Genomic DNA, 17,347 nt, shown 5'->3' on the forward strand with positions numbered 1-17,347 from the left:
TAAACCTGAGACACGAGACGAGTCACTACGGTGATGAAGTTGCTGATGCCATACTTCCAGGAAAAGCCTCTAAGCTTCAGATTATATGGAATCGTACCCCAAACCGACACAGGTGGTCAGGTAGAGAATACTAAGGCGCTTGAGAGAACTCGGGTGAAGGAACTAGGCAAAATCGTACCGTAACTTCGGGAGAAGGTACGCTCCTATCTGTGATGAGACTTGCTCTCTAAGCGGACGGGAGCCGCAGTGACCAGGTGGCTGGGACTGTTTATTAAAAACACAGCACTGTGCAAAATCGCAAGATGACGTATACGGTGTGACACCTGCCCGGTGCCGGAAGGTTAATTGATGGGGTTATCCTTAGGGAGAAGCTCTTGATCGAAGCCCCGGTAAACGGCGGCCGTAACTATAACGGTCCTAAGGTAGCGAAATTCCTTGTCGGGTAAGTTCCGACCTGCACGAATGGTGTAACCATGGCCACGCTGTCTCCACCCGAGACTCAGTGAAATTGAAATCGCAGTGAAGATGCTGTGTACCCGCGGCTAGACGGAAAGACCCCGTGAACCTTTACTACAGCTTGGCACTGAACATTGAACCTACATGTGTAGGATAGGTGGGAGACTTTGAAGCAGCGACGCTAGTTGTTGTGGAGTCAACCTTGAAATACCACCCTTGTAGTTTTGATGTTCTAACGTTGGCCCCTGAATCGGGGTTACGGACAGTGCCTGGTGGGTAGTTTGACTGGGGCGGTCTCCTCCTAAAGAGTAACGGAGGAGCACGAAGGTTGGCTAAGTACGGTCGGACATCGTACGGTTAGTGTAATGGTAGAAGCCAGCTTAACTGCGAGACAGACACGTCGAGCAGGTACGAAAGTAGGTCATAGTGATCCGGTGGTTCTGAATGGAAGGGCCATCGCTCAACGGATAAAAGGTACTCCGGGGATAACAGGCTGATACCGCCCAAGAGTTCATATCGACGGCGGTGTTTGGCACCTCGATGTCGGCTCATCACATCCTGGGGCTGAAGTCGGTCCCAAGGGTATGGCTGTTCGCCATTTAAAGTGGTACGCGAGCTGGGTTTAGAACGTCGTGAGACAGTTCGGTCCCTATCTGCCGTGGGCGTTTGAGAATTGAGAGGGGTTGCTCCTAGTACGAGAGGACCGGAGTGAACGAACCGCTGGTGTTCGGGTTGTCATGCCAATGGCATTGCCCGGTAGCTACGTTCGGAACTGATAAGCGCTGAAAGCATCTAAGCGCGAAGCAGGCCTCGAGATGAGTTCTCACTAGACTTTTAAAGTCTCTGAAGGGCCGTTGAAGACTACAACGTTGATAGGCAAGATGTGGAAGTGGTGTGAGCCATTAAGCTAACTTGTACTAATTACCCGTGAGGCTTAACCATACAACGCCAAACGCGTTTTATGTGATAGTGAAACAAGCGAAGAAGTTAATATGACTAAAGTAGATATTACTTAAGAAAGACTTAAAAAATATTATCAGATATTTTCCAAATTCAGTTAGTGCGTAGCGATACGAATTAACGCCCAAATTTGCTTGGTGACAATAGCGTTTTGGACCCACCTGATTCCATGCCGAACTCAGTAGTGAAACGAAACAGCGCCGATGATAGTGTAGCATTTGCTATGTGAAAGTAGGACATTACCAGGCTTCAAATTAAAGAAACCCGTTACAGCAATGTGACGGGTTTTTTGCTGTCTGGGATTTAATAAATAGCCAATAGCCCATGCCGAACTAAGTAGTGAACCAAACAGCTCGAAGGCGAGCCCCGGCCAACGATAGTGTAGCATTTGCTATGTGACTTTCTACCGCTGTGGGCACTACGACATTACCAGGCTTCAAATTAAAGAAACCCGTTACAGAAATGTGACGGGTTTTTTGCTGTCTGGGATTTAGTAAATAGCCAAGAGCCCATGCCGAACTCAGTAGTGAAACGAAACAGCTCGAAGGCGAGACCCATTGAAGGCCGCCCTGACACAAAGAGAGTGTAGCATTTCACTGTGGCTCTCCACCGCTGTGGTCACTACGACATCCTACTGCGTAGCGCACCGACTTCAAATTGTAGAGGGCCCGACTAGAAATAGTCGGGCTTTTTTACATCTCCAGAAAAGTGAAATGTGCGCAGTTAACACATACTCATACCAACACCCATCACGTAGGTCGTTCGAGCGTAGCGACTCCCGACGTTAAAATCACATCTAGGAGTGTGCAATTAATATTTATAAAAGTAGGATTGTTAATGAGTGCAGAGATATTTAGTCGTTAAGCATTACTTAAAATTTTATCTAGTTGTCCTGTTCTCAGTTTTATATAGATACTTCTAATAAAGTACTTAAGAAAACTGTACTATTACAGGTGTTTTAAAATAACTATAACGAGAAACAAATGAAATTATTAACTGCAGCAACTTTAATAGTTGCTTCATCGACAGCTTTTGCACGCCCTGCACCGTTAGTGTCTATTCCTACTCATGATGCCTTTTTTAATAGTATTGCAGCGCATTGCGGTAAAGCTTTTGAAGGTGAAGTAGCGGTAGATAACGCGAAAGGCCCAAGCTCATTTACAGATAAAAAACTGGTTATGCATGTACGTAAATGTAGTGAGACTGAGTTACAAGTACCGTTTCATGTAGGAGACGATGCATCACGTACGTGGATCATAACTAAAACGGGTAGCGGCTTGAGTTTAAAGCACGATCATCGTCATAAAGATGGAACAGACGACGCATCAACTATGTATGGTGGCCATACGCTTGATGCAGGGTCTGCGCAGATACAGTCGTTTCCAGCAGACCAATACTCTAAAGAGTTATTTGTAAAACAAGGTCTTGCGCAGTCTGTAGGTAATACATGGCAAATGTATATTTACCCAGAAGTATTTACTTATCGATTAATTCGCCAAGGACGTGAGTTTAAGGTGGATTTTGATTTAACTAAACCGATTACTCCACCATCAGCACCTTGGGGTTATAAAGACTAAGGTTACTTACCCTTACTTGTATCTTCTTTAGTTTCGCATTGGAGTAAAACACTTAAATCTGGTTGGTAAGCGCGTGGTTTTGTTGGAAAGCGCTCGTACTCTTGCACGCCTTCAAGTATTTTCAACATAAAGGTATTGCCGCGGCATAGACGGTCCGCATGGCGTAATAAAAATACACTTTGATTGGTAAAGTGTTTGTAATCGTCTGACTGGATTTCTATTTTATAGTTGTCTTCGCCAATTTTGGTTTGGTAGTAATGCACTTTGTTGTCAAAGTCGTAGAGCTTCTCTGTTTCGGCTTTTTCAGCAAGTGCAGTATTTGCACTTGAAAGGGCCACCAGTGTAGCGCCTATAAATAAGCGTGGTGCGTTTATTCCTTTCATAAAATGTATCCTTTAATTTGCGAACTTTATACCCATTAATAAGAGTAATAAGGTCGATTTCTTTACGTATTAGTCTAACACCCAAAAAGGGAAAGTGTGATGTTCAAACAAATAAAACAACTTTTTGCTGTATTCGATGAACAGCAGCCAAGTATGCAAGAGCACGATTTAAAAACAGCGGTTGCTGCATTATTAATTGAAGTTATGCGCGCAGATACCAAGCTTGAACATGATGAACAACGAACCCTGACTGTAACCTTAAAAAAGTACTTTAATTTAACAGACACTGAGGTTAATGAGCTTACTAATAATGCGGCAAGTAGCTTAGATGATTCGATAGATTACTTTCAGTTTTCAAAACAGATTAATGAGCACTGTAGTGCGGCGCAGCGAATAGAAATAATAGAATTATTATGGCGCTTAGCGTATGCCGATGGAGAAATAGATCCCCAAGAAGACTACGTTATACGTAAAGTAGCAGGGCTTTTATATGTAACGCATACCGACTTTATCGCCGCCAAAATAGCAGCGACAAAGTAATTAGTTATTTAGGCGTGCAAGTTATCTTAACTTACTTGCAACGCTTACTAACTGATGAGCGAGGGCTGATACTTTTTCAGCCGTTACAGGTTCATTTATTTGCCCATTCTCATTAAACAGTGTGTGCACAGCGGGTACTGCAAGTTGATCGGCAAGTACTAACGATCCAATGCCGCTTAATATATCACGCACATGATTTAAACCGCGTAAGCCGCCAAGCCCACCAGGCGATGCTGCAAACAAAGCAACCACTTTATTACGAAAAGCAGGAACAGCACCTTGCTCTGTACGCGATGCCCAATCAATCGCATTTTTTAGTGCTGCGGTAATAGAGCCGTTGTACTCTGGGCTTGCTAGTAAAATACCGTCGGCTGTACGTAGCTTATCTTTTAAAAGCTGTACATCGCTAGGTGTACCTTGCGCTTCAATATCTTCGTTAAATAGTGGGATGTTTAATTCGTTTAGTTTTATTACTTCTACTTCAGCACCTGTTTGTAGAGCAAAACGTGCTGCCTCATTAATAATTTTTTGATTAAAGCTTTCTTGGCGAAGGCTTCCAGCTAGGGCGATAATTTTTGGTGCTGACATGGTAGTGGCCTTTTAATGTTTTAAGTTACATGACTAATGTAGCAAAATTTCACTTGTAGAAAACCCTAATAAACGCAACACTTATGTGCGTATATGCACATAAGTAAAAGGTAGGCAGCATGGCGATAAAATTTGAAGATTGGCAAGATGTTAAAGTTGCGTTTGAAGTAGCACGGTTAGGCACGCTGACAGCAGCGGCCGAGGAGCTTAATGTGCACCACAGCACAGTGCTTAGACGCATTAATAATCTTGAAGAAAACTTAAATGCACGGCTTTTTCATCGCCATGCTCGTGGCTACAAGGTTACTGAAATTGGCACCAAGTTATTTGCAACAGCACAAACAATCCATAGCTCCTTAGAGCAGTTACATAACGATATAGTAGCAGCCGATAGCACCCTTAGAGGTAGTTTGTTGCTAACGACAGTAAGTGGCTTTATGGATATACTTGGTGATGTCTGTGAGCAATTTCAGGCGCTACATCCACAAGTGCAGCTTGAGGTCATTTTAGAACAAAAAAGGCTAAGGCTCGATCACGGACAAGCACACATTGCAGTGCGTGCAGGCCCAAGACCTGATGAAGGCGATTATATTGCTCAGCATTTGGCGCAGCTTTCATCGGGTTTATACGCTAATAAACGTTACATTAATAAGTACGGTATGCCTAAATTATTAAGTGATTTACAACAACATAATTTTGTATCGGGCGTGGTAGGTTTTAATGCCCGCGTGCCTTATTTTTCATGGGCTGATGAACATATTCCTGCATCGCAAATTAAGCTGCGAGTATCTGAAACCGCAGAAGCGACTCGTGCAATCATTAAAGGGCTAGGCATTGGCGGATTACAGCATGACGTAGCGGCGCAATATCCTGATTTAGTGCCTATATTGCACAGTGAGTTAAGCTGGCCTACCGATGTATGGTTAGTCACGCATCACTTAGTGCATCGCACTGCTAAAGTGCAAGCTTTTGCAGGGTTGTTAAAAACACATTTTAGTAAGTTAGCTGCTAATCAATAGCTTTAGCAGCATTTTAGCTGTGTTTTAAATGATTATAGTGTTTTTTTTACTTCTATTCCTAGGCGTTTAGCCAAGCGTACTAAGTTTGCTCTATCTAATTCAAGTACTCTTGCTACTGCCGACCAGTTGTAGTTATGCTGTTTTAATTGCTCGGTAATTATGTTGTATTGCAACGATTCTACAGCTTGTTTTAAAGGTTGGTTGATTAAGGCGTTCGCTGTACTTCGGCTCTCTGCTATAGGGGGTTGCAGCGCACTCGGTGTTAAGTCACAGTGCTCGCTTGTAATGGTTATTATTGGATTTTGCCATTGGCTTTGTTTTGCTTTTAGGGCGCTGCGGCTAATGACATGTTCAAGCTCGCGAACGTTACCTGGCCAGTTGTACTGATTAAGCAATGCTTGCGCTTCGGGGCTTAGTTTTAATTGTTTTATCCCTAATTTACGGGCTGTTTGCTCAATAAAATAACCAGCTAAGAGTGTTATGTCGTGCTCGCGTTTACTAAGTGGTGGCACAGTAATAGGGTAGACACTGAGGCGATGGTATAAATCGGCTCTAAAGCGACCTTGAGCTACTTCTTCTTTTAAATTTCTGTTGGTTGCAGCAACGACGCGTACATCTACGTATTTTGGCGTGTCTTCTCCTACCGTTTGTATTTCGCCGCTTTGTAGCACTCGTAATAGTTTACTTTGCATGGCAAGGGGCAGTTCGCCAATTTCATCTAAAAATAATGTACCGCCATCAGCTAATTGAAATTTACCTTGGCGCGAATTTTGTGCGCCTGTAAAAGCCCCTTTCGCATGACCAAAAAATTCACTTTCAGCAAGGCTTTCGGGAAGTGAGGCGCAATTTAAGTGAATAAGCGGTTGATCTTTACGAGCTGAATTTAAGTGAATATTACGCGCAACAAGTTCTTTCCCTACCCCTGTTTCACCTAATATAAGCACGCTAAAGTTAGATGCTGCAACGAGTTTAATGTCGTTTTTAAGTGTTTGCATTAACGGGCTTTGACCAATAATTTCACCGCCGTCACGTGTTAATGCTTCACGATTTAGTTCTTGTACTAATGCACTTGAGTGCTGTGCATGCTGTTTGTAGTGGGCAAGTTCTAAGGCCGTTTTAAAGTGCGCACTACACAGCGTTTGTAAAGTATTGAGTGTATCAGCGCTTATGCTGTTAAATGCATTAGCGTTAAGGCTATCAAACGTAAGTACGCCAAGTAGCGCGTTTTTATCATAAAGAGGTAAACCTAAACATGCATGTACCGGTATGTCGCCGGTTTTAGCTAATAGCAATCCATCGTATGGATCGGGTAGTGGGCAGTCGTGCGCAAATTGAAGCGCGAGTGTGCTTTTGCAAATAGCTTCTAGGCGAGGGTGTTCTACTATTTTAAATCGTCTGCCAAGGCTGTCGGACATTAACCCTTTAATTGCCAGTGGTTTTAATTGCTCGCCCTGAAGCACTAATAACGCACTTGCATCACTAGGAATCACCCGCTCAACCGTTGCTAGTAATTGATCAAAGCTATGCTCGTGTAGTGTACTTTGAGCAAGCTCTAGAGCAACTTGTGTAAGGTTGAATTGCTGATTCATGTCAAAATGACCTATTCGAGTTTTTATGAGTCAATTTATAGTAGGTCATAAAGACTCATAGTGTAAAGTGGTTTAATTTAACTTGTTGAATTTAATTGAATAAATTTGTTGGCACAGTATGTGTAATAGCTAAGTAACGTAGTTAGTTACAGAGATCGCCATGAACACACTAATGCTGAATAATTTAAATAATCAAACACAGTTTAGTTCACTATACGAAACAGTATTATTTGCTGCCAATACTGCATTAGCTGTGAGTTTAGTGTGTATTACGGCAAGTATTTTAATTAGCTACCCGTTTGCTGAGTACTTTTCCATGGCGGTGCAAGTATCAGCTCATATTGGCACTATTGTTATTGCTGCTATTTTAAAAGTAAGTTACGTGCTGCGCTGTGTTGCACAACATGGTTTAGGGCAGGAGGTACGATAATGCGCCCTATAAACTTAACTGAGCCAATGCCAGCACGCGTTGCTATTCATCAAGTATCTCAATGGCCGTTATGGATGCTCGCTTTTAGACCTTTCTTTTTGGGCGGTGGCTTATTGGCATTTTTGTCAGTGGGGTATTGGCTACTTATTCTAACAGGCCATGCAAGTTGGCACTTATCGATACCTGCGACATTATGGCACGCGCACGAAATGCTGTTTGGCTTTGCAGGAGTTGTAGCTGTTGGCTTTTTACTTACCGCTGCACAGACGTGGACAGGCGTACCGAGCATAAGTGGCAAAGCCCTTATGTGGCTTACGTTTATATGGCTTGCAGCGCGCTTAGCCTTTTTTGTGATATTGCCTGATATTGCTCATTTTAATTTATATGCTGCACTTACATTACAAGTTATTTGGTGGCTAGGCGCCATAGCAGTACTGGCTAATATGTTATTAAAAGCCAATAGCAAAAGTAACTATCCGTTTTTAGCTATTTTAGCTGTGCTTTGTGGGCTCAATGTATTGTATTTAATACTTGTTTTAAAACAAAACATGCAGCTTGCACTTGGTGTGGTTGATACCGCAGTACTGGTAATTACTTTACTAGTTGGCATTGTTGCGGGTCGCGTTTTACCATTTTTTACCGCTAAAGGTCTAGGTTTAACCGCACAAGTTCGCACTCCTAAAATAGATAAAGCGGTGATGTATTTATCTATTTTGGCTATCACTTTATTTTTCATCAACAAGTTGTTTTTGAACACGATTAATCCTGCGTTAGTTGTTGCAACTGTTGCTGCGCTTCACCTGGTCAGGGCTGGTTTTTGGTGGGATAGCAAGGTATTGAGAGTGCCGTTGTTATGGTCTTTACATTTTTCCTACTTAGCGTTAGGCGTAGGGTTAATGATGGTTGCATCTAGCTTTTATAGCAGTGCAATACAATTTAAAGATGCGCTGCACTTAATCACTATTGGCACAATAGGTATGATGATTTTAGCAATGATGACGCGTGTATCACATGGTCATACAGGGCGTACACTCGCTATTCCTCATTACATGGCTGTTGCTTTTGCGTTTTTGCTTGTGGCCGCTATTACTCGTTCATTACTCCCTTTTATTATTGGGCCTCACCTTGCTTGGCAAATAAGTGCTGTGCTGTGGTTAGTGGCTTTTTCATTATTTTTAATTCACTGCACACCTATATTAACGCGGCGTCGTGTTGATGGGCGTCGTGGTTAGTTCATCCATAGGAAACACATATGTTATCTGATAAAACCATTGAGATTGTAAAAAGCACAGTTCCGTTATTAGCGCAGGCGGGTACGGTTGTTACCGATCATTTTTATAAGCGTTTATTTAGCCATAATCCTGAGCTTAAAAATATTTTTAATATGGCGAATCAAGATACAGGTCGTCAGCAATTTGCACTTTTTAATGCATTGGCTGCGTATGCACAAAATATTGATAATTTAGCCGTATTAAAAGAAGCGCTAACACGTATTAATCATAAGCATACAAGCTTGAATATTTTACCTGAGCATTACCCTATTGTAGGTGCACACTTAATTGGTACGCTTAAAGAGCTTCTTCCTGATCAATTTACTCCCGATGTTGAATACGCCTGGCGCGAAGCTTACGGCGTACTTGCTGATATTTGTATAACCGAAGAAGCTGCTTTGTATGAGCACAGTAAAAATAAACACGGTGGTTGGGCGGGAACTCGCCAATTTGAAATAACCAACAAACAGGCTGAATCAGAACTAGTAACGAGCTTTACACTTACGCCAGTTGATGGCGAAGCTGTTATTACACATAAACCAGGGCAGTATTTAGGTATTAAAGTTAAGCCAGAGGGCGCTGAATATGAAGAAATTCGCCAATATTCTATTTCGCAAAAAAGTAACGCTAAAAACTACCGTATTAGTGTTAAAAAAGAGCTACAGCCAAAGCCTGGCATGGTGTCTAATCATTTACACTCATTAGAGCAAGGCACTATTGTTGAGCTATACCCGCCGGCAGGAGACTTCTTTTTACGTAATAATACAAGTCCAGCGGTACTCATTTCAGCAGGTGTTGGGCAAACGCCAATGCTGGCTATGCTTGAAACGTTATTAAGTGACAACTCTAATCAAGAGATTATGTATTTACATGCCTGCGAAAATACTCAGCAGCATTCGTTTTCAAAATATTTAAATGAGTTAAATGCAGTTTATAACCGCTTACAAACAATGACGTGGTTTAACCAAGCGACAGAGGGCGCTGACTTTACTGGGTTAATGAACCTAAACGCAGTACAAGCACAGCTACCATTGAGTAGTGGTGACTTTTACTTATGTGGTCCTGCCGGTTTTATGGCATTTATAAAAAACCAGTTACTTGAGTTAGGTGTTAAAAACGAGCAGATTCATTATGAAGTGTTTGGTCCGCATCAAGACTTGTAATAACGCTTTAAAATAGAAAAAGGCGCGCAGCGATATGCTGCGCGCCTTTTTTATTAATTTATAAACATTAATAAAGTGCCTTATAACTCTTTACAGGTAACACCTTCAAGTACTGTAGTAAGCTCTTTTTTAGGATAGTAAAGCTCGCATTGGTTATTACGTAGTTGCAAAATAAACTTCTCAGATTTTATATTATGCGCGCCCATAATTACTCTGCCATCAGACCCTTTACTCATTGCATGATCAATTAGCAGTTCGCTACGTTTAGTAAATACCGAATCGGCAAGTGTTACTAATGTGCCTCCCTTAACTTGTTGAATTGCCTGTTGTAGTGTTGTAATAACGCTGGGATTAACGCTCGTTAATATAGCGGGTTTAGCAGGCTCACTATCTACACTTTGGCATCCGCCTAAAGCGAGTAAGGTGGCTAATGGGAGTAATAATTTAGCCATTACCTTTCCTCACCCAGCGTTGGCCAAGTTAAGTCCATATTACGCTGGGTAAATTGTACCGGCATATTTAAAGGAATGAGAGATTCACGAGAGCTTGAAAAATTAGCTGGTTCTGCTTTTGCAGCAGCCGTTCTAACTGGACAACTGCCATTCTCAACATGAAATAATGCGGTGGCTAAAACGGCCTCGTCACTGTCACCTAACTGATGATCAAAGTCGTCCTCAATTTCACAACCTTGAACATCAGCATCAAATTGTGGAGTAGGGGTTGGTGTAAAACCCGCAGCGTATTCGCCAAATCCTTTGCTATTTACGCCACTAAACTGAATAGTGTAATAGGTTGTTGCGCAGTTATGAGTTGGGGTAAAGCCATAGGGCTTACCGCAGGTTGTGTCGCCAATTAAAATAACTTCTGCGTCTATACCTTTTAAACCATTAATAAAAGCTTCTGATGCCGAACAGGTGCCTGATGTGCTTAATACATAAACCTTTGATAGGTTTAAATCAGGTAGGTTTTCACCTGTGCTAAAAAAAGTAGAGTAATCTATTTCTTCATCAATAAATGGGAAGGGCGAATCAACGGGTTGTTTATCGTTTTGTTGAGTTTGATAATAAAAGCGGTTGTTAACGTTGGCATTACCGGCAACCATATAAGCTAATTGTGCCGACAGTGCTAATAAACCACCACCGTTATATCTAAAGTCGATTACAAGCTCATCAATACCATCGGTTTTAAACTTATTTACCGCATCAATAAGCCCTTCTTGGGCAATGCTTATATGGCTATTAAATTGCATGTAACCCACGCTTGAACCATTTGCGGTTGTAATCGTTTTAACATTTTGAACAGGTGTTTGTTCAATATTACCAGCGGTTACATTAAATGTTTTTTCGGCGCCATCGTTACTGCGTACAACAATAGTATGTGAGTCGCCGTTAGTAGGACTAAATAAACCTTCGTTAAGCGTATCTACACCCGACTCTGTATTGGTATTAATGCTAACACCGTCAACTGAAAGTACGGTATCACCACGTTGAAAGCCTATTTGGCTTGCAGGCGAATCATCTTCAAGATAAGCAACGCGTAAAATACGATCGGCTGTATCGCCAATAAACGCCCAATTTATACCGTAACCAGAAGTAACGCCCGATTGCGCTTCTTGAAAGTAATCTTCAGTAGGTTCTGAAAAATGAAAGTTATCTTTTTTTGCACCTGAGTCGGTAAGCTGCTCTGTTTTTAATTGAGCGAAGTAATCGGCTACTGTTGTAAAGCTTTCAGGGTCGTTATCGGCAATCTCATCATACCAAAGGTATGTTTCGTCGCTCCAAGAGCGAAGCCAAAGCTTTTCATAAAGGGCAGAACCCGCTTGATCTGGGTAGGGGTTGTTGTTATTAAAGGGATCGTTACCCGTACGAGGGGTTTCGCAAAAGTTTTTTAAATCGTTAGAGGGTTCAAATACCCCCGCTGTCCATGTTGGGCTGCTATTAACAGGTGTTGTAACTACAGGAGCTGAGTCGATACCGCCTCCGCCGCCACAACCTGTTAAAGCAAAGCCCGAAAGCACTGCAAAAATAGCAAGCGAGGTTTTATTATTTTTAAACATAGTTAAGAACTTCCTGTAAATAAGTTGTTTAAAATGTTACAGCACTCGCTCGTTTATTCAACATTTATAACTTTGATTTATGTAAATGAGTGTTAAAGCTTAGAGCTTGCTCGCACTACTTGTATCTGCAAATGCTTGCTTTTTCCACGCATTAAATAACTTTTGCTGTTTATCAGAGATTTTTAAACCGTATGTTTTTTGCATGTAAGCGTAAGTGTCGGCTATACGTTTACGTGCATAGACAGGCGGTTCAACTACACGTTGCTTAAAGTTTACTTTTACTTCGCAACGACCATACTGTGTGGCGTTTTCGCTAAGCATACCAAAACGATAATTAGAGCGATCGGCATTAATTTCGCCAATAGCTGGCGCTAAGTTATTTATATCAGCTTCCATTTTTCTAAATTTAGCACTTACTTTACGGCAGTTTTTACGTCCGCCATCTTGCCAACATTGTAGCTGATGACCAAATTCCCACGCCGGAACAATATGTTCCCACTCAATGCGTAGTGCTCGCACATTTACTTTGCCTGAGCGGGTAAGTGTATTTCGAGGAATGTAACCACAGTTAGAAGGATCAGGAATGAGTTTTTTGCCTTCTTTTTTAATATCACAACCGCAGTAAATACTTTTGGCGTTGTCAGGGAGGGTTTTAATTAAATGTCTTTTAGCCGTTGAAAAACGGGTAAATTGTTCGGCTGATACCGAAACGCACACACAACAAGCCAGTAAGGCCAGAATAAATCGAGTCATATCCATCACAAATGTGAACTACAGGAACAGGCAGTTTAAAGCCTTGAAGATAAAAGATAAAGTTAACTTAAGGCCTGCACTTATATTACTAAAAAGTGTCCGATTAATTTTTTATTCAAAGTTATTTTCACTATTCATTTATTTCTTACTATTTATCGTATTTTAACCACACAAGATTATACGTTAAGGAGTATGCTTAAAGCTTACTCAATATGGGGATTTGGATTGCAAATGAAATTTGTTGATTATTATGCAGTGCTTGGAATATCGCCTGATGCAGACGATAAAGCGGTTAAAGTAGCTTATAAAAAGTTAGCCAGAAAATATCACCCAGATGTAAGCAAAGAGCCTCAAGCAGAAGATAAGTTTAAAGAAATAGCAGAAGCTTACGAAGTCATTCATAACAAAGAAGAACGCACTAAATACGACGAGTTACGTCGTCATCAACAAAATCGTGCTCGTCAACAGCAAGGTAATTATGGTGGTAACAATGCCTCATCGCAAAGTAATTATCAGCAAAGCGATCCTCAAACCGATCAAGAGTTTTCTGATTTTGTTAATTCAATGTTTGGCGGCGCCGGTGGATTCAATCGTTCCGGGCAGAGCAGAAGTAACGCCGCTCGCGCGCAAAAAGGACAAGATGTGGAAATAGAGTTCCCGATTTTTCTTGAAGAGACTTTAGTTGATACCGTTAAGCCTGTTGAGTTTATGTTACCGCAGCGAGATAGTAGTGGTCGTGTCTCTGAAATTAAAAAATCACTTAAAGTGAAAATTCCCGCAGGCTCAGTAAATGGCGAACGAATTCGACTAAAAGGGCAAGGCGGATTAGGGTCAGCGAACGGGCAAAATGGCGACTTGTACTTACAAATTAGTTTAGTGCCCCACCCATTATTTGATGTTGAAGGTCATAACCTAAATATAGTCGTCCCTCTTGCACCATGGGAAGCGGCTCTTGGTACAAAAATAAATTTACCTACGTTGGCAGGCAAAATCCAATTAACTATTCCATCTAATAGTCAGTCTGGTCAACGCTTGCGTATTAAAGGTAAGGGATTAATGAGTAAAAAAGCCAAAGGTGATTTATTTGCTGTGCTTAAAATTGTTAATCCAACATCTGTTGATGATACCAGTAAAAAACTTTGGGAAGAATTAGCCGAAAAAGCTCACTTTGATCCCCGTAATAACTGGAGCAAGCCATAATGCAAATTATCGTGACACAAAAAGATGATTTACTTACTAGCAAAGAGCTATGTTTGAGTAGTGATATTAGCGAAGCAATTTTATATGAGCTAGTTGAGCACAATATTGCGGTTCCAATTGAGGGGAAGCATGTTACGCAGTGGCAATTTACGGTATCTGCAGTGACCTTAGTTAAAAAAGCGGCCCGTATTCAACATGACTTTTCGTTAGATTGGTCGGCAATAGCTTTAGTTTTACAATTGCTGGATGAGCGTGATGAGTTGATTTTCGAAAACGAAATGTTAAAGCGACATTTGAGTCGATTTAAACACTTGGAATAAAATCTGCCCTTGGGTACTTCCTAGGGCTTATTTACTCTTTGGTGAAAGTGCGCTAGTTCTTAAAAACCAATATGACTACTTTGATTTATTCTTACTTTTAATTCGGATAAATCGTTTTAGTCGTATGTTTTGCATAAGTAGTAATATTCCACTTAGGCAAAAAAGTACGCTGGTTGCTGCAAAACTAATAAGCAGCGGATTATTAAAATCCTCTCGCTCATCGTAATCCATAATATGTAACATCCAAAAAAAGTCGAAAATTCGCCATAGTGTGCTGCGAACGGTGACAACTCTGCCGTTATTTTCTGACAAATACAGTGTTGTGTTAAATGTGTCGTCAAATTGTACCTGCCAAACATTGGTTTTATATCCAACTTCTCGCATACCTTGCTTTAGCAGTACAGCGCTTGTCACTTGAGCATCAATAAGTAAGTGTGCTTTAGCATTTGCGGTAATTTGTATTTTAGTTGGCGGCTCAAAAGGCCGGCCTGTTATACCGTTAAAGCTTTGCTGTTCATCTTTATTTATTACTGTAATTATAGGTGTGGTTAAAAAGTTCTCAAAAATTATTTGTGTTGGATTAACCACCTGAGATGCAATATCGTTAAGGGAGGCAACATAATCAGCCTGCGTAAATGGGTTATTAAGAGTACGTGTTGCAAGATGCTCCCCATGAACTTTATCAAGAGGAATAGCGCTCATGACTAAACCGCCTAATAGCCAAGCTAAAATTTGTAATGTGAGCAAATAACCGAGCCATTTATGTAACTTGCGAGCATACTTAAATATTTTTTTATTCATGTTTTAGTCTTATTATTTTTAGAGGCTAGTTTATTACATTAATGGGATTAGTTACTGCGACATTTTGTCGCAGTTTAAACTATAGCTTACTGTAATCATTTAAAAATAAAAAAGATTACACTTAAATTGCTAACATGACTTATTTGTTTAATTGAGCTGAGTGTTTGATATCCAGCTAGCTTTAAACGCTAAAAAATACTTAAAAGCTGCGAAATATCCATATAAAGTGGTTAATAGAGCATAGTTGATTTGGTATAACGGTAAAACTGCGTTAAAGTTTGCAATGAAATTATTAGAGGATAAATACGAAACGATGTCGGAAATTCAATTTTTAAATGTAGATCTTGAGCTTGAATCAAAGCAAGATATTAGTTTGCTAGTGGCAGACTTGAAAAAAGTCGCGACGATTTTACATTATGACAAAGACGAATACCGTCAATTAGCGCGTATTGAAGCAACAGGTGTAGTAAACACGCCTGACAAAGCAATAAACCATATATGTGAGCTTATTGAATCGTGTTCGCGTAACGCGCTAAAGCAATGGTTAAGCTGTTCACGTAGAACGTTTGATATTGGTTTTGAATCAGGCACTTCCCCTAAGTGCTTTAATCAAGCCTTAGATGCAGATACATTACTACGTATATCTGCGATTGGTGCGGGTATGGAAATTACAATTTACCCAATCGAAAAGTAACTACCTTCGCTCTACGACTGCTGCGGTCATTTTTGATACGCAGCACAGCTCATTGCGGCTATTTGTAATTTTTATTTCCCACACTGAACTACGTTTGCCAATATGAAACGCTCTTGCCGTTGCTGTTAAAGTGCCGTTGCGAGATGCTTTTAAATGACTTGCGCTAATTTCCTGCCCCACGCAGTAAAATTTTGTAAAATCGACAACAAAGTTAGCTGCATAGCTGGCAACTGTTTCGGCAAGTACAACGTTAGCACCGCCGTGAACCATTCCCATTGGGTTATGATGCTCAGGAATTGCCGGCATAGTGGCTACTAAGTAATCATCACCAATTTCAGTGACTTCTATTCCCATGGTTTTCATTAATGTTCCTTGGCCATCAATGCCTTGTTCTAACTGCTTGCACAGCTCTAAAGTGATGGGCTGGTACCAAATACTCATAATGACTCCTTTGCTTTTTTAATCATTTATAAACCTAGCTTTAGTTATATCCCTAAAATGTACACAAGTGAAATTACTTTGGCTATTTTAAGGCTTAATTTAAATTTGCGATTTTTATTTAACTGTATATACTCACAGTTAAATGTACTGTATGGAAAACCAGTTGTATGCGACCATTAACGAACCGCCAAGCTCAAATACTCGAACTAATTAAAGTTTTTATTAAAGACACTGGTATGCCTCCTACACGTGCTGAAATAGCGCAAACATTAGGTTTTAAAAGTGCCAATGCTGCTGAAGAACATTTAAAAGCACTTGCTAAAAAAGGCGCAATTAAAATGAAACCAGGTGCAAGCCGTGGTATTCAGTTAATTGAAGAAGAAGAGCCAGAACAATTAGGTTTACCGCTTATAGGGCGTGTTGCTGCTGGTTCACCTATTTTGGCGCAAGAGCACGTTGAAAGTCACTGCAAAATCGATCCATTAATGTTTAAACCGGCTGCAGATTTTTTACTACGCGTTAACGGTATGAGCATGAAAGATATTGGTATTATGGATGGTGATTTACTTGCTGTACATCGTACTCAAACCGCTGAAAACGGGCAAGTTGTTGTTGCCCGCCTAGACGAAGACGTAACTGTAAAACGTCTTGAGAAAGCGGGTCGTAAAGTATTACTTCATGCTGAAAACGACGATTTTGAATCTATTGAAGTAGATCTTGAGAATGAGTCTTTTAATATTGAAGGCTTAGCCGTTGGCGTTATAAGAAACGCTGATTGGATGTGACTTTAAAAATAGCTTTTAAACAAGCAGTTTTATAAATGCGTACTAATTAGTACGCATTTTCTGTTTTAAATTCGCACTAAAAATAGGGCATAAATAGCTCACTGACAATTTAAGCTGTAAACTTTTTTGCACTTATATTTTCCCCCTCCGAATGCGTTAAACCCCTTTGTTTTGCTCATCTTTTGAACTTCCTATTACCTAGTTGGTTACTGATTTTTTATTAATTACTCAATATCACCTGATTGTTTTTTATACTAAAACTTGCTTGTTGTTCATTTTTTAGCTAATTATTAATGTGCTGAGCTAATAATAACTCACAGC

Annotated in this window: 18 protein-coding genes and 2 rRNA genes; 12 read left to right on the forward strand and 8 right to left on the reverse strand. The window is 40.7% G+C overall.

The features are described from left to right. From GQR45_RS17120 to GQR45_RS17130, 3 genes are all read left to right on the forward strand, one after another. A 23S ribosomal RNA gene (locus tag GQR45_RS17120) occupies positions 1-1,398 on the forward strand; the annotation flags it as partial. Between the two features lie 151 nt (positions 1,399-1,549). Further along, positions 1,550-1,664 (forward strand): 5S ribosomal RNA (gene rrf / locus GQR45_RS17125). A 735-nt stretch (positions 1,665-2,399) separates the two neighbouring features. Beyond that, positions 2,400-2,993, forward strand: coding sequence for a hypothetical protein (locus tag GQR45_RS17130; RefSeq protein ID WP_024594707.1), 594 nt, complete (start codon positions 2,400-2,402; stop codon positions 2,991-2,993). 2 nt (positions 2,994-2,995) lie between these two features. Here GQR45_RS17130 and GQR45_RS17135 read toward each other — a convergent pair whose 3' ends face one another. Beyond that, positions 2,996-3,376 (reverse strand): hypothetical protein, encoded by a 381-nt coding sequence (locus GQR45_RS17135; RefSeq protein WP_165726578.1) that lies wholly within the window; start codon positions 3,374-3,376, stop codon positions 2,996-2,998. 99 nt (positions 3,377-3,475) lie between these two features. On the opposite strand from GQR45_RS17135, the gene GQR45_RS17140 reads away from it, so the two are divergent. Beyond that, complete coding sequence (locus GQR45_RS17140; protein ID WP_002959645.1) at positions 3,476-3,916, forward strand: TerB family tellurite resistance protein; 441 nt, start codon at positions 3,476-3,478, stop codon at positions 3,914-3,916. A gap of 21 nt (positions 3,917-3,937) precedes the next feature. On the opposite strand, the gene GQR45_RS17145 is transcribed toward GQR45_RS17140, so the two are convergent. Then, on the reverse strand, positions 3,938-4,504 hold the full coding sequence (locus tag GQR45_RS17145) for an NAD(P)H-dependent oxidoreductase (protein ID WP_008138682.1): 567 nt from the start codon (positions 4,502-4,504) through the stop codon (positions 3,938-3,940). A gap of 119 nt (positions 4,505-4,623) precedes the next feature. Between GQR45_RS17145 and GQR45_RS17150 the strand changes: the two genes are divergently transcribed. Then, entirely contained in the window at positions 4,624-5,523 is a 900-nt protein-coding gene (locus GQR45_RS17150; protein ID WP_165726579.1) for a LysR family transcriptional regulator, read from the forward strand. Between the two features lie 32 nt (positions 5,524-5,555). Here the strand turns inward: GQR45_RS17150 and norR are convergent, their stop codons facing one another. Then, positions 5,556-7,112 (reverse strand): nitric oxide reductase transcriptional regulator NorR, encoded by a 1,557-nt coding sequence (gene norR, locus GQR45_RS17155; protein ID WP_165726580.1) that lies wholly within the window; start codon positions 7,110-7,112, stop codon positions 5,556-5,558. A gap of 160 nt (positions 7,113-7,272) precedes the next feature. Between norR and GQR45_RS17160 the strand changes: the two genes are divergently transcribed. The 3 genes from GQR45_RS17160 to hmpA are packed head-to-tail and all read left to right on the forward strand — an operon-like array spanning position 7,273 to position 9,976. After that, positions 7,273-7,542, forward strand: coding sequence for a hypothetical protein (locus GQR45_RS17160; RefSeq protein ID WP_007584928.1), 270 nt, complete (start codon positions 7,273-7,275; stop codon positions 7,540-7,542). Then, on the forward strand, positions 7,542-8,774 hold the full coding sequence (locus GQR45_RS17165; protein ID WP_165726581.1) for an NnrS family protein: 1,233 nt from the start codon (positions 7,542-7,544) through the stop codon (positions 8,772-8,774). Before GQR45_RS17160 ends, GQR45_RS17165 begins: the two co-directional genes overlap by 1 nt. A gap of 20 nt (positions 8,775-8,794) precedes the next feature. Continuing rightward, on the forward strand, positions 8,795-9,976 hold the full coding sequence (hmpA, locus tag GQR45_RS17170) for an NO-inducible flavohemoprotein (protein WP_165726582.1): 1,182 nt from the start codon (positions 8,795-8,797) through the stop codon (positions 9,974-9,976). 80 nt (positions 9,977-10,056) lie between these two features. Here the strand turns inward: hmpA and GQR45_RS17175 are convergent, their stop codons facing one another. The 3 genes from GQR45_RS17175 to GQR45_RS17185 form a co-directional block, all read right to left on the reverse strand. Continuing rightward, on the reverse strand, positions 10,057-10,428 hold the full coding sequence (locus GQR45_RS17175; RefSeq protein WP_165726583.1) for a hypothetical protein: 372 nt from the start codon (positions 10,426-10,428) through the stop codon (positions 10,057-10,059). Then, a complete protein-coding gene (locus tag GQR45_RS17180; RefSeq protein WP_165726584.1) occupies positions 10,428-12,032 on the reverse strand; it encodes a S41 family peptidase in 1,605 nt (534 codons plus the stop codon). The genes GQR45_RS17175 and GQR45_RS17180 overlap by 1 nt, the downstream gene beginning before the upstream one ends. A gap of 99 nt (positions 12,033-12,131) precedes the next feature. Next, positions 12,132-12,785 carry an endonuclease gene (locus GQR45_RS17185; protein WP_033012759.1) on the reverse strand — a complete coding sequence of 218 codons (654 nt, stop codon included), beginning with the start codon at positions 12,783-12,785 and terminating at the stop codon, positions 12,132-12,134. A 231-nt stretch (positions 12,786-13,016) separates the two neighbouring features. Here GQR45_RS17185 and GQR45_RS17190 point away from each other — a divergent pair, with 231 nt between their 5' ends. After that, entirely contained in the window at positions 13,017-13,985 is a 969-nt protein-coding gene (locus GQR45_RS17190; RefSeq protein ID WP_007584935.1) for a DnaJ C-terminal domain-containing protein, read from the forward strand. Then, on the forward strand, positions 13,985-14,305 hold the full coding sequence (locus GQR45_RS17195; protein ID WP_007584937.1) for a chaperone modulator CbpM: 321 nt from the start codon (positions 13,985-13,987) through the stop codon (positions 14,303-14,305). The genes GQR45_RS17190 and GQR45_RS17195 overlap by 1 nt, the downstream gene beginning before the upstream one ends. A gap of 75 nt (positions 14,306-14,380) precedes the next feature. On the opposite strand, the gene GQR45_RS17200 is transcribed toward GQR45_RS17195, so the two are convergent. Beyond that, positions 14,381-15,106, reverse strand: a complete 726-nt coding sequence (locus tag GQR45_RS17200; RefSeq protein ID WP_024591693.1) for a membrane protein — start codon at positions 15,104-15,106, stop codon at positions 14,381-14,383. A gap of 313 nt (positions 15,107-15,419) precedes the next feature. Between GQR45_RS17200 and GQR45_RS17205 the strand changes: the two genes are divergently transcribed. Next, a complete protein-coding gene (locus GQR45_RS17205) occupies positions 15,420-15,800 on the forward strand; it encodes a hypothetical protein (RefSeq protein ID WP_008138697.1) in 381 nt (126 codons plus the stop codon). Here GQR45_RS17205 and GQR45_RS17210 read toward each other — a convergent pair whose 3' ends face one another. After that, entirely contained in the window at positions 15,801-16,241 is a 441-nt protein-coding gene (locus GQR45_RS17210) for a PaaI family thioesterase (RefSeq protein WP_007584940.1), read from the reverse strand. Positions 16,242-16,408: 167 nt separating this feature from the next. Between GQR45_RS17210 and lexA the strand changes: the two genes are divergently transcribed. Then, a complete protein-coding gene (lexA, locus tag GQR45_RS17215) occupies positions 16,409-17,026 on the forward strand; it encodes a transcriptional repressor LexA (RefSeq protein ID WP_007584941.1) in 618 nt (205 codons plus the stop codon). Positions 17,027-17,347 lie beyond the last annotated feature (321 nt).

This window comes from Pseudoalteromonas sp. SA25 (assembly GCF_011378705.1).
Classification (GTDB): domain Bacteria; phylum Pseudomonadota; class Gammaproteobacteria; order Enterobacterales; family Alteromonadaceae; genus Pseudoalteromonas; species Pseudoalteromonas arctica.

Bases quoted from the DNA above. Each gene is read 5' to 3' on its own strand.
- GQR45_RS17130 (WP_024594707.1), top strand. From the start codon at position 2,400: ATGAAATTATTAACTGCAGCAACTTTAATAGTTGCTTCATCGACAGCT.
- GQR45_RS17190 (WP_007584935.1), top strand. From the start codon at position 13,017: ATGAAATTTGTTGATTATTATGCAGTGCTTGGAATATCGCCTGATGCA.
- GQR45_RS17145 (WP_008138682.1), bottom strand. From the start codon at position 4,504: ATGTCAGCACCAAAAATTATCGCCCTAGCTGGAAGCCTTCGCCAAGAA.
- lexA (WP_007584941.1), top strand. From the start codon at position 16,409: ATGCGACCATTAACGAACCGCCAAGCTCAAATACTCGAACTAATTAAA.
- hmpA (WP_165726582.1), top strand. From the start codon at position 8,795: ATGTTATCTGATAAAACCATTGAGATTGTAAAAAGCACAGTTCCGTTA.
- GQR45_RS17210 (WP_007584940.1), bottom strand. From the start codon at position 16,241: ATGAGTATTTGGTACCAGCCCATCACTTTAGAGCTGTGCAAGCAGTTA.
- GQR45_RS17135 (WP_165726578.1), bottom strand. From the start codon at position 3,376: ATGAAAGGAATAAACGCACCACGCTTATTTATAGGCGCTACACTGGTG.
- GQR45_RS17205 (WP_008138697.1), top strand. From the start codon at position 15,420: ATGTCGGAAATTCAATTTTTAAATGTAGATCTTGAGCTTGAATCAAAG.
- GQR45_RS17140 (WP_002959645.1), top strand. From the start codon at position 3,476: ATGTTCAAACAAATAAAACAACTTTTTGCTGTATTCGATGAACAGCAG.
- GQR45_RS17160 (WP_007584928.1), top strand. From the start codon at position 7,273: ATGAACACACTAATGCTGAATAATTTAAATAATCAAACACAGTTTAGT.
- GQR45_RS17180 (WP_165726584.1), bottom strand. From the start codon at position 12,032: ATGTTTAAAAATAATAAAACCTCGCTTGCTATTTTTGCAGTGCTTTCG.
- GQR45_RS17185 (WP_033012759.1), bottom strand. From the start codon at position 12,785: ATGACTCGATTTATTCTGGCCTTACTGGCTTGTTGTGTGTGCGTTTCG.
- GQR45_RS17200 (WP_024591693.1), bottom strand. From the start codon at position 15,106: ATGAATAAAAAAATATTTAAGTATGCTCGCAAGTTACATAAATGGCTC.
- GQR45_RS17165 (WP_165726581.1), top strand. From the start codon at position 7,542: ATGCGCCCTATAAACTTAACTGAGCCAATGCCAGCACGCGTTGCTATT.
- GQR45_RS17195 (WP_007584937.1), top strand. From the start codon at position 13,985: ATGCAAATTATCGTGACACAAAAAGATGATTTACTTACTAGCAAAGAG.
- norR (WP_165726580.1), bottom strand. From the start codon at position 7,112: ATGAATCAGCAATTCAACCTTACACAAGTTGCTCTAGAGCTTGCTCAA.
- GQR45_RS17175 (WP_165726583.1), bottom strand. From the start codon at position 10,428: ATGGCTAAATTATTACTCCCATTAGCCACCTTACTCGCTTTAGGCGGA.
- GQR45_RS17150 (WP_165726579.1), top strand. From the start codon at position 4,624: ATGGCGATAAAATTTGAAGATTGGCAAGATGTTAAAGTTGCGTTTGAA.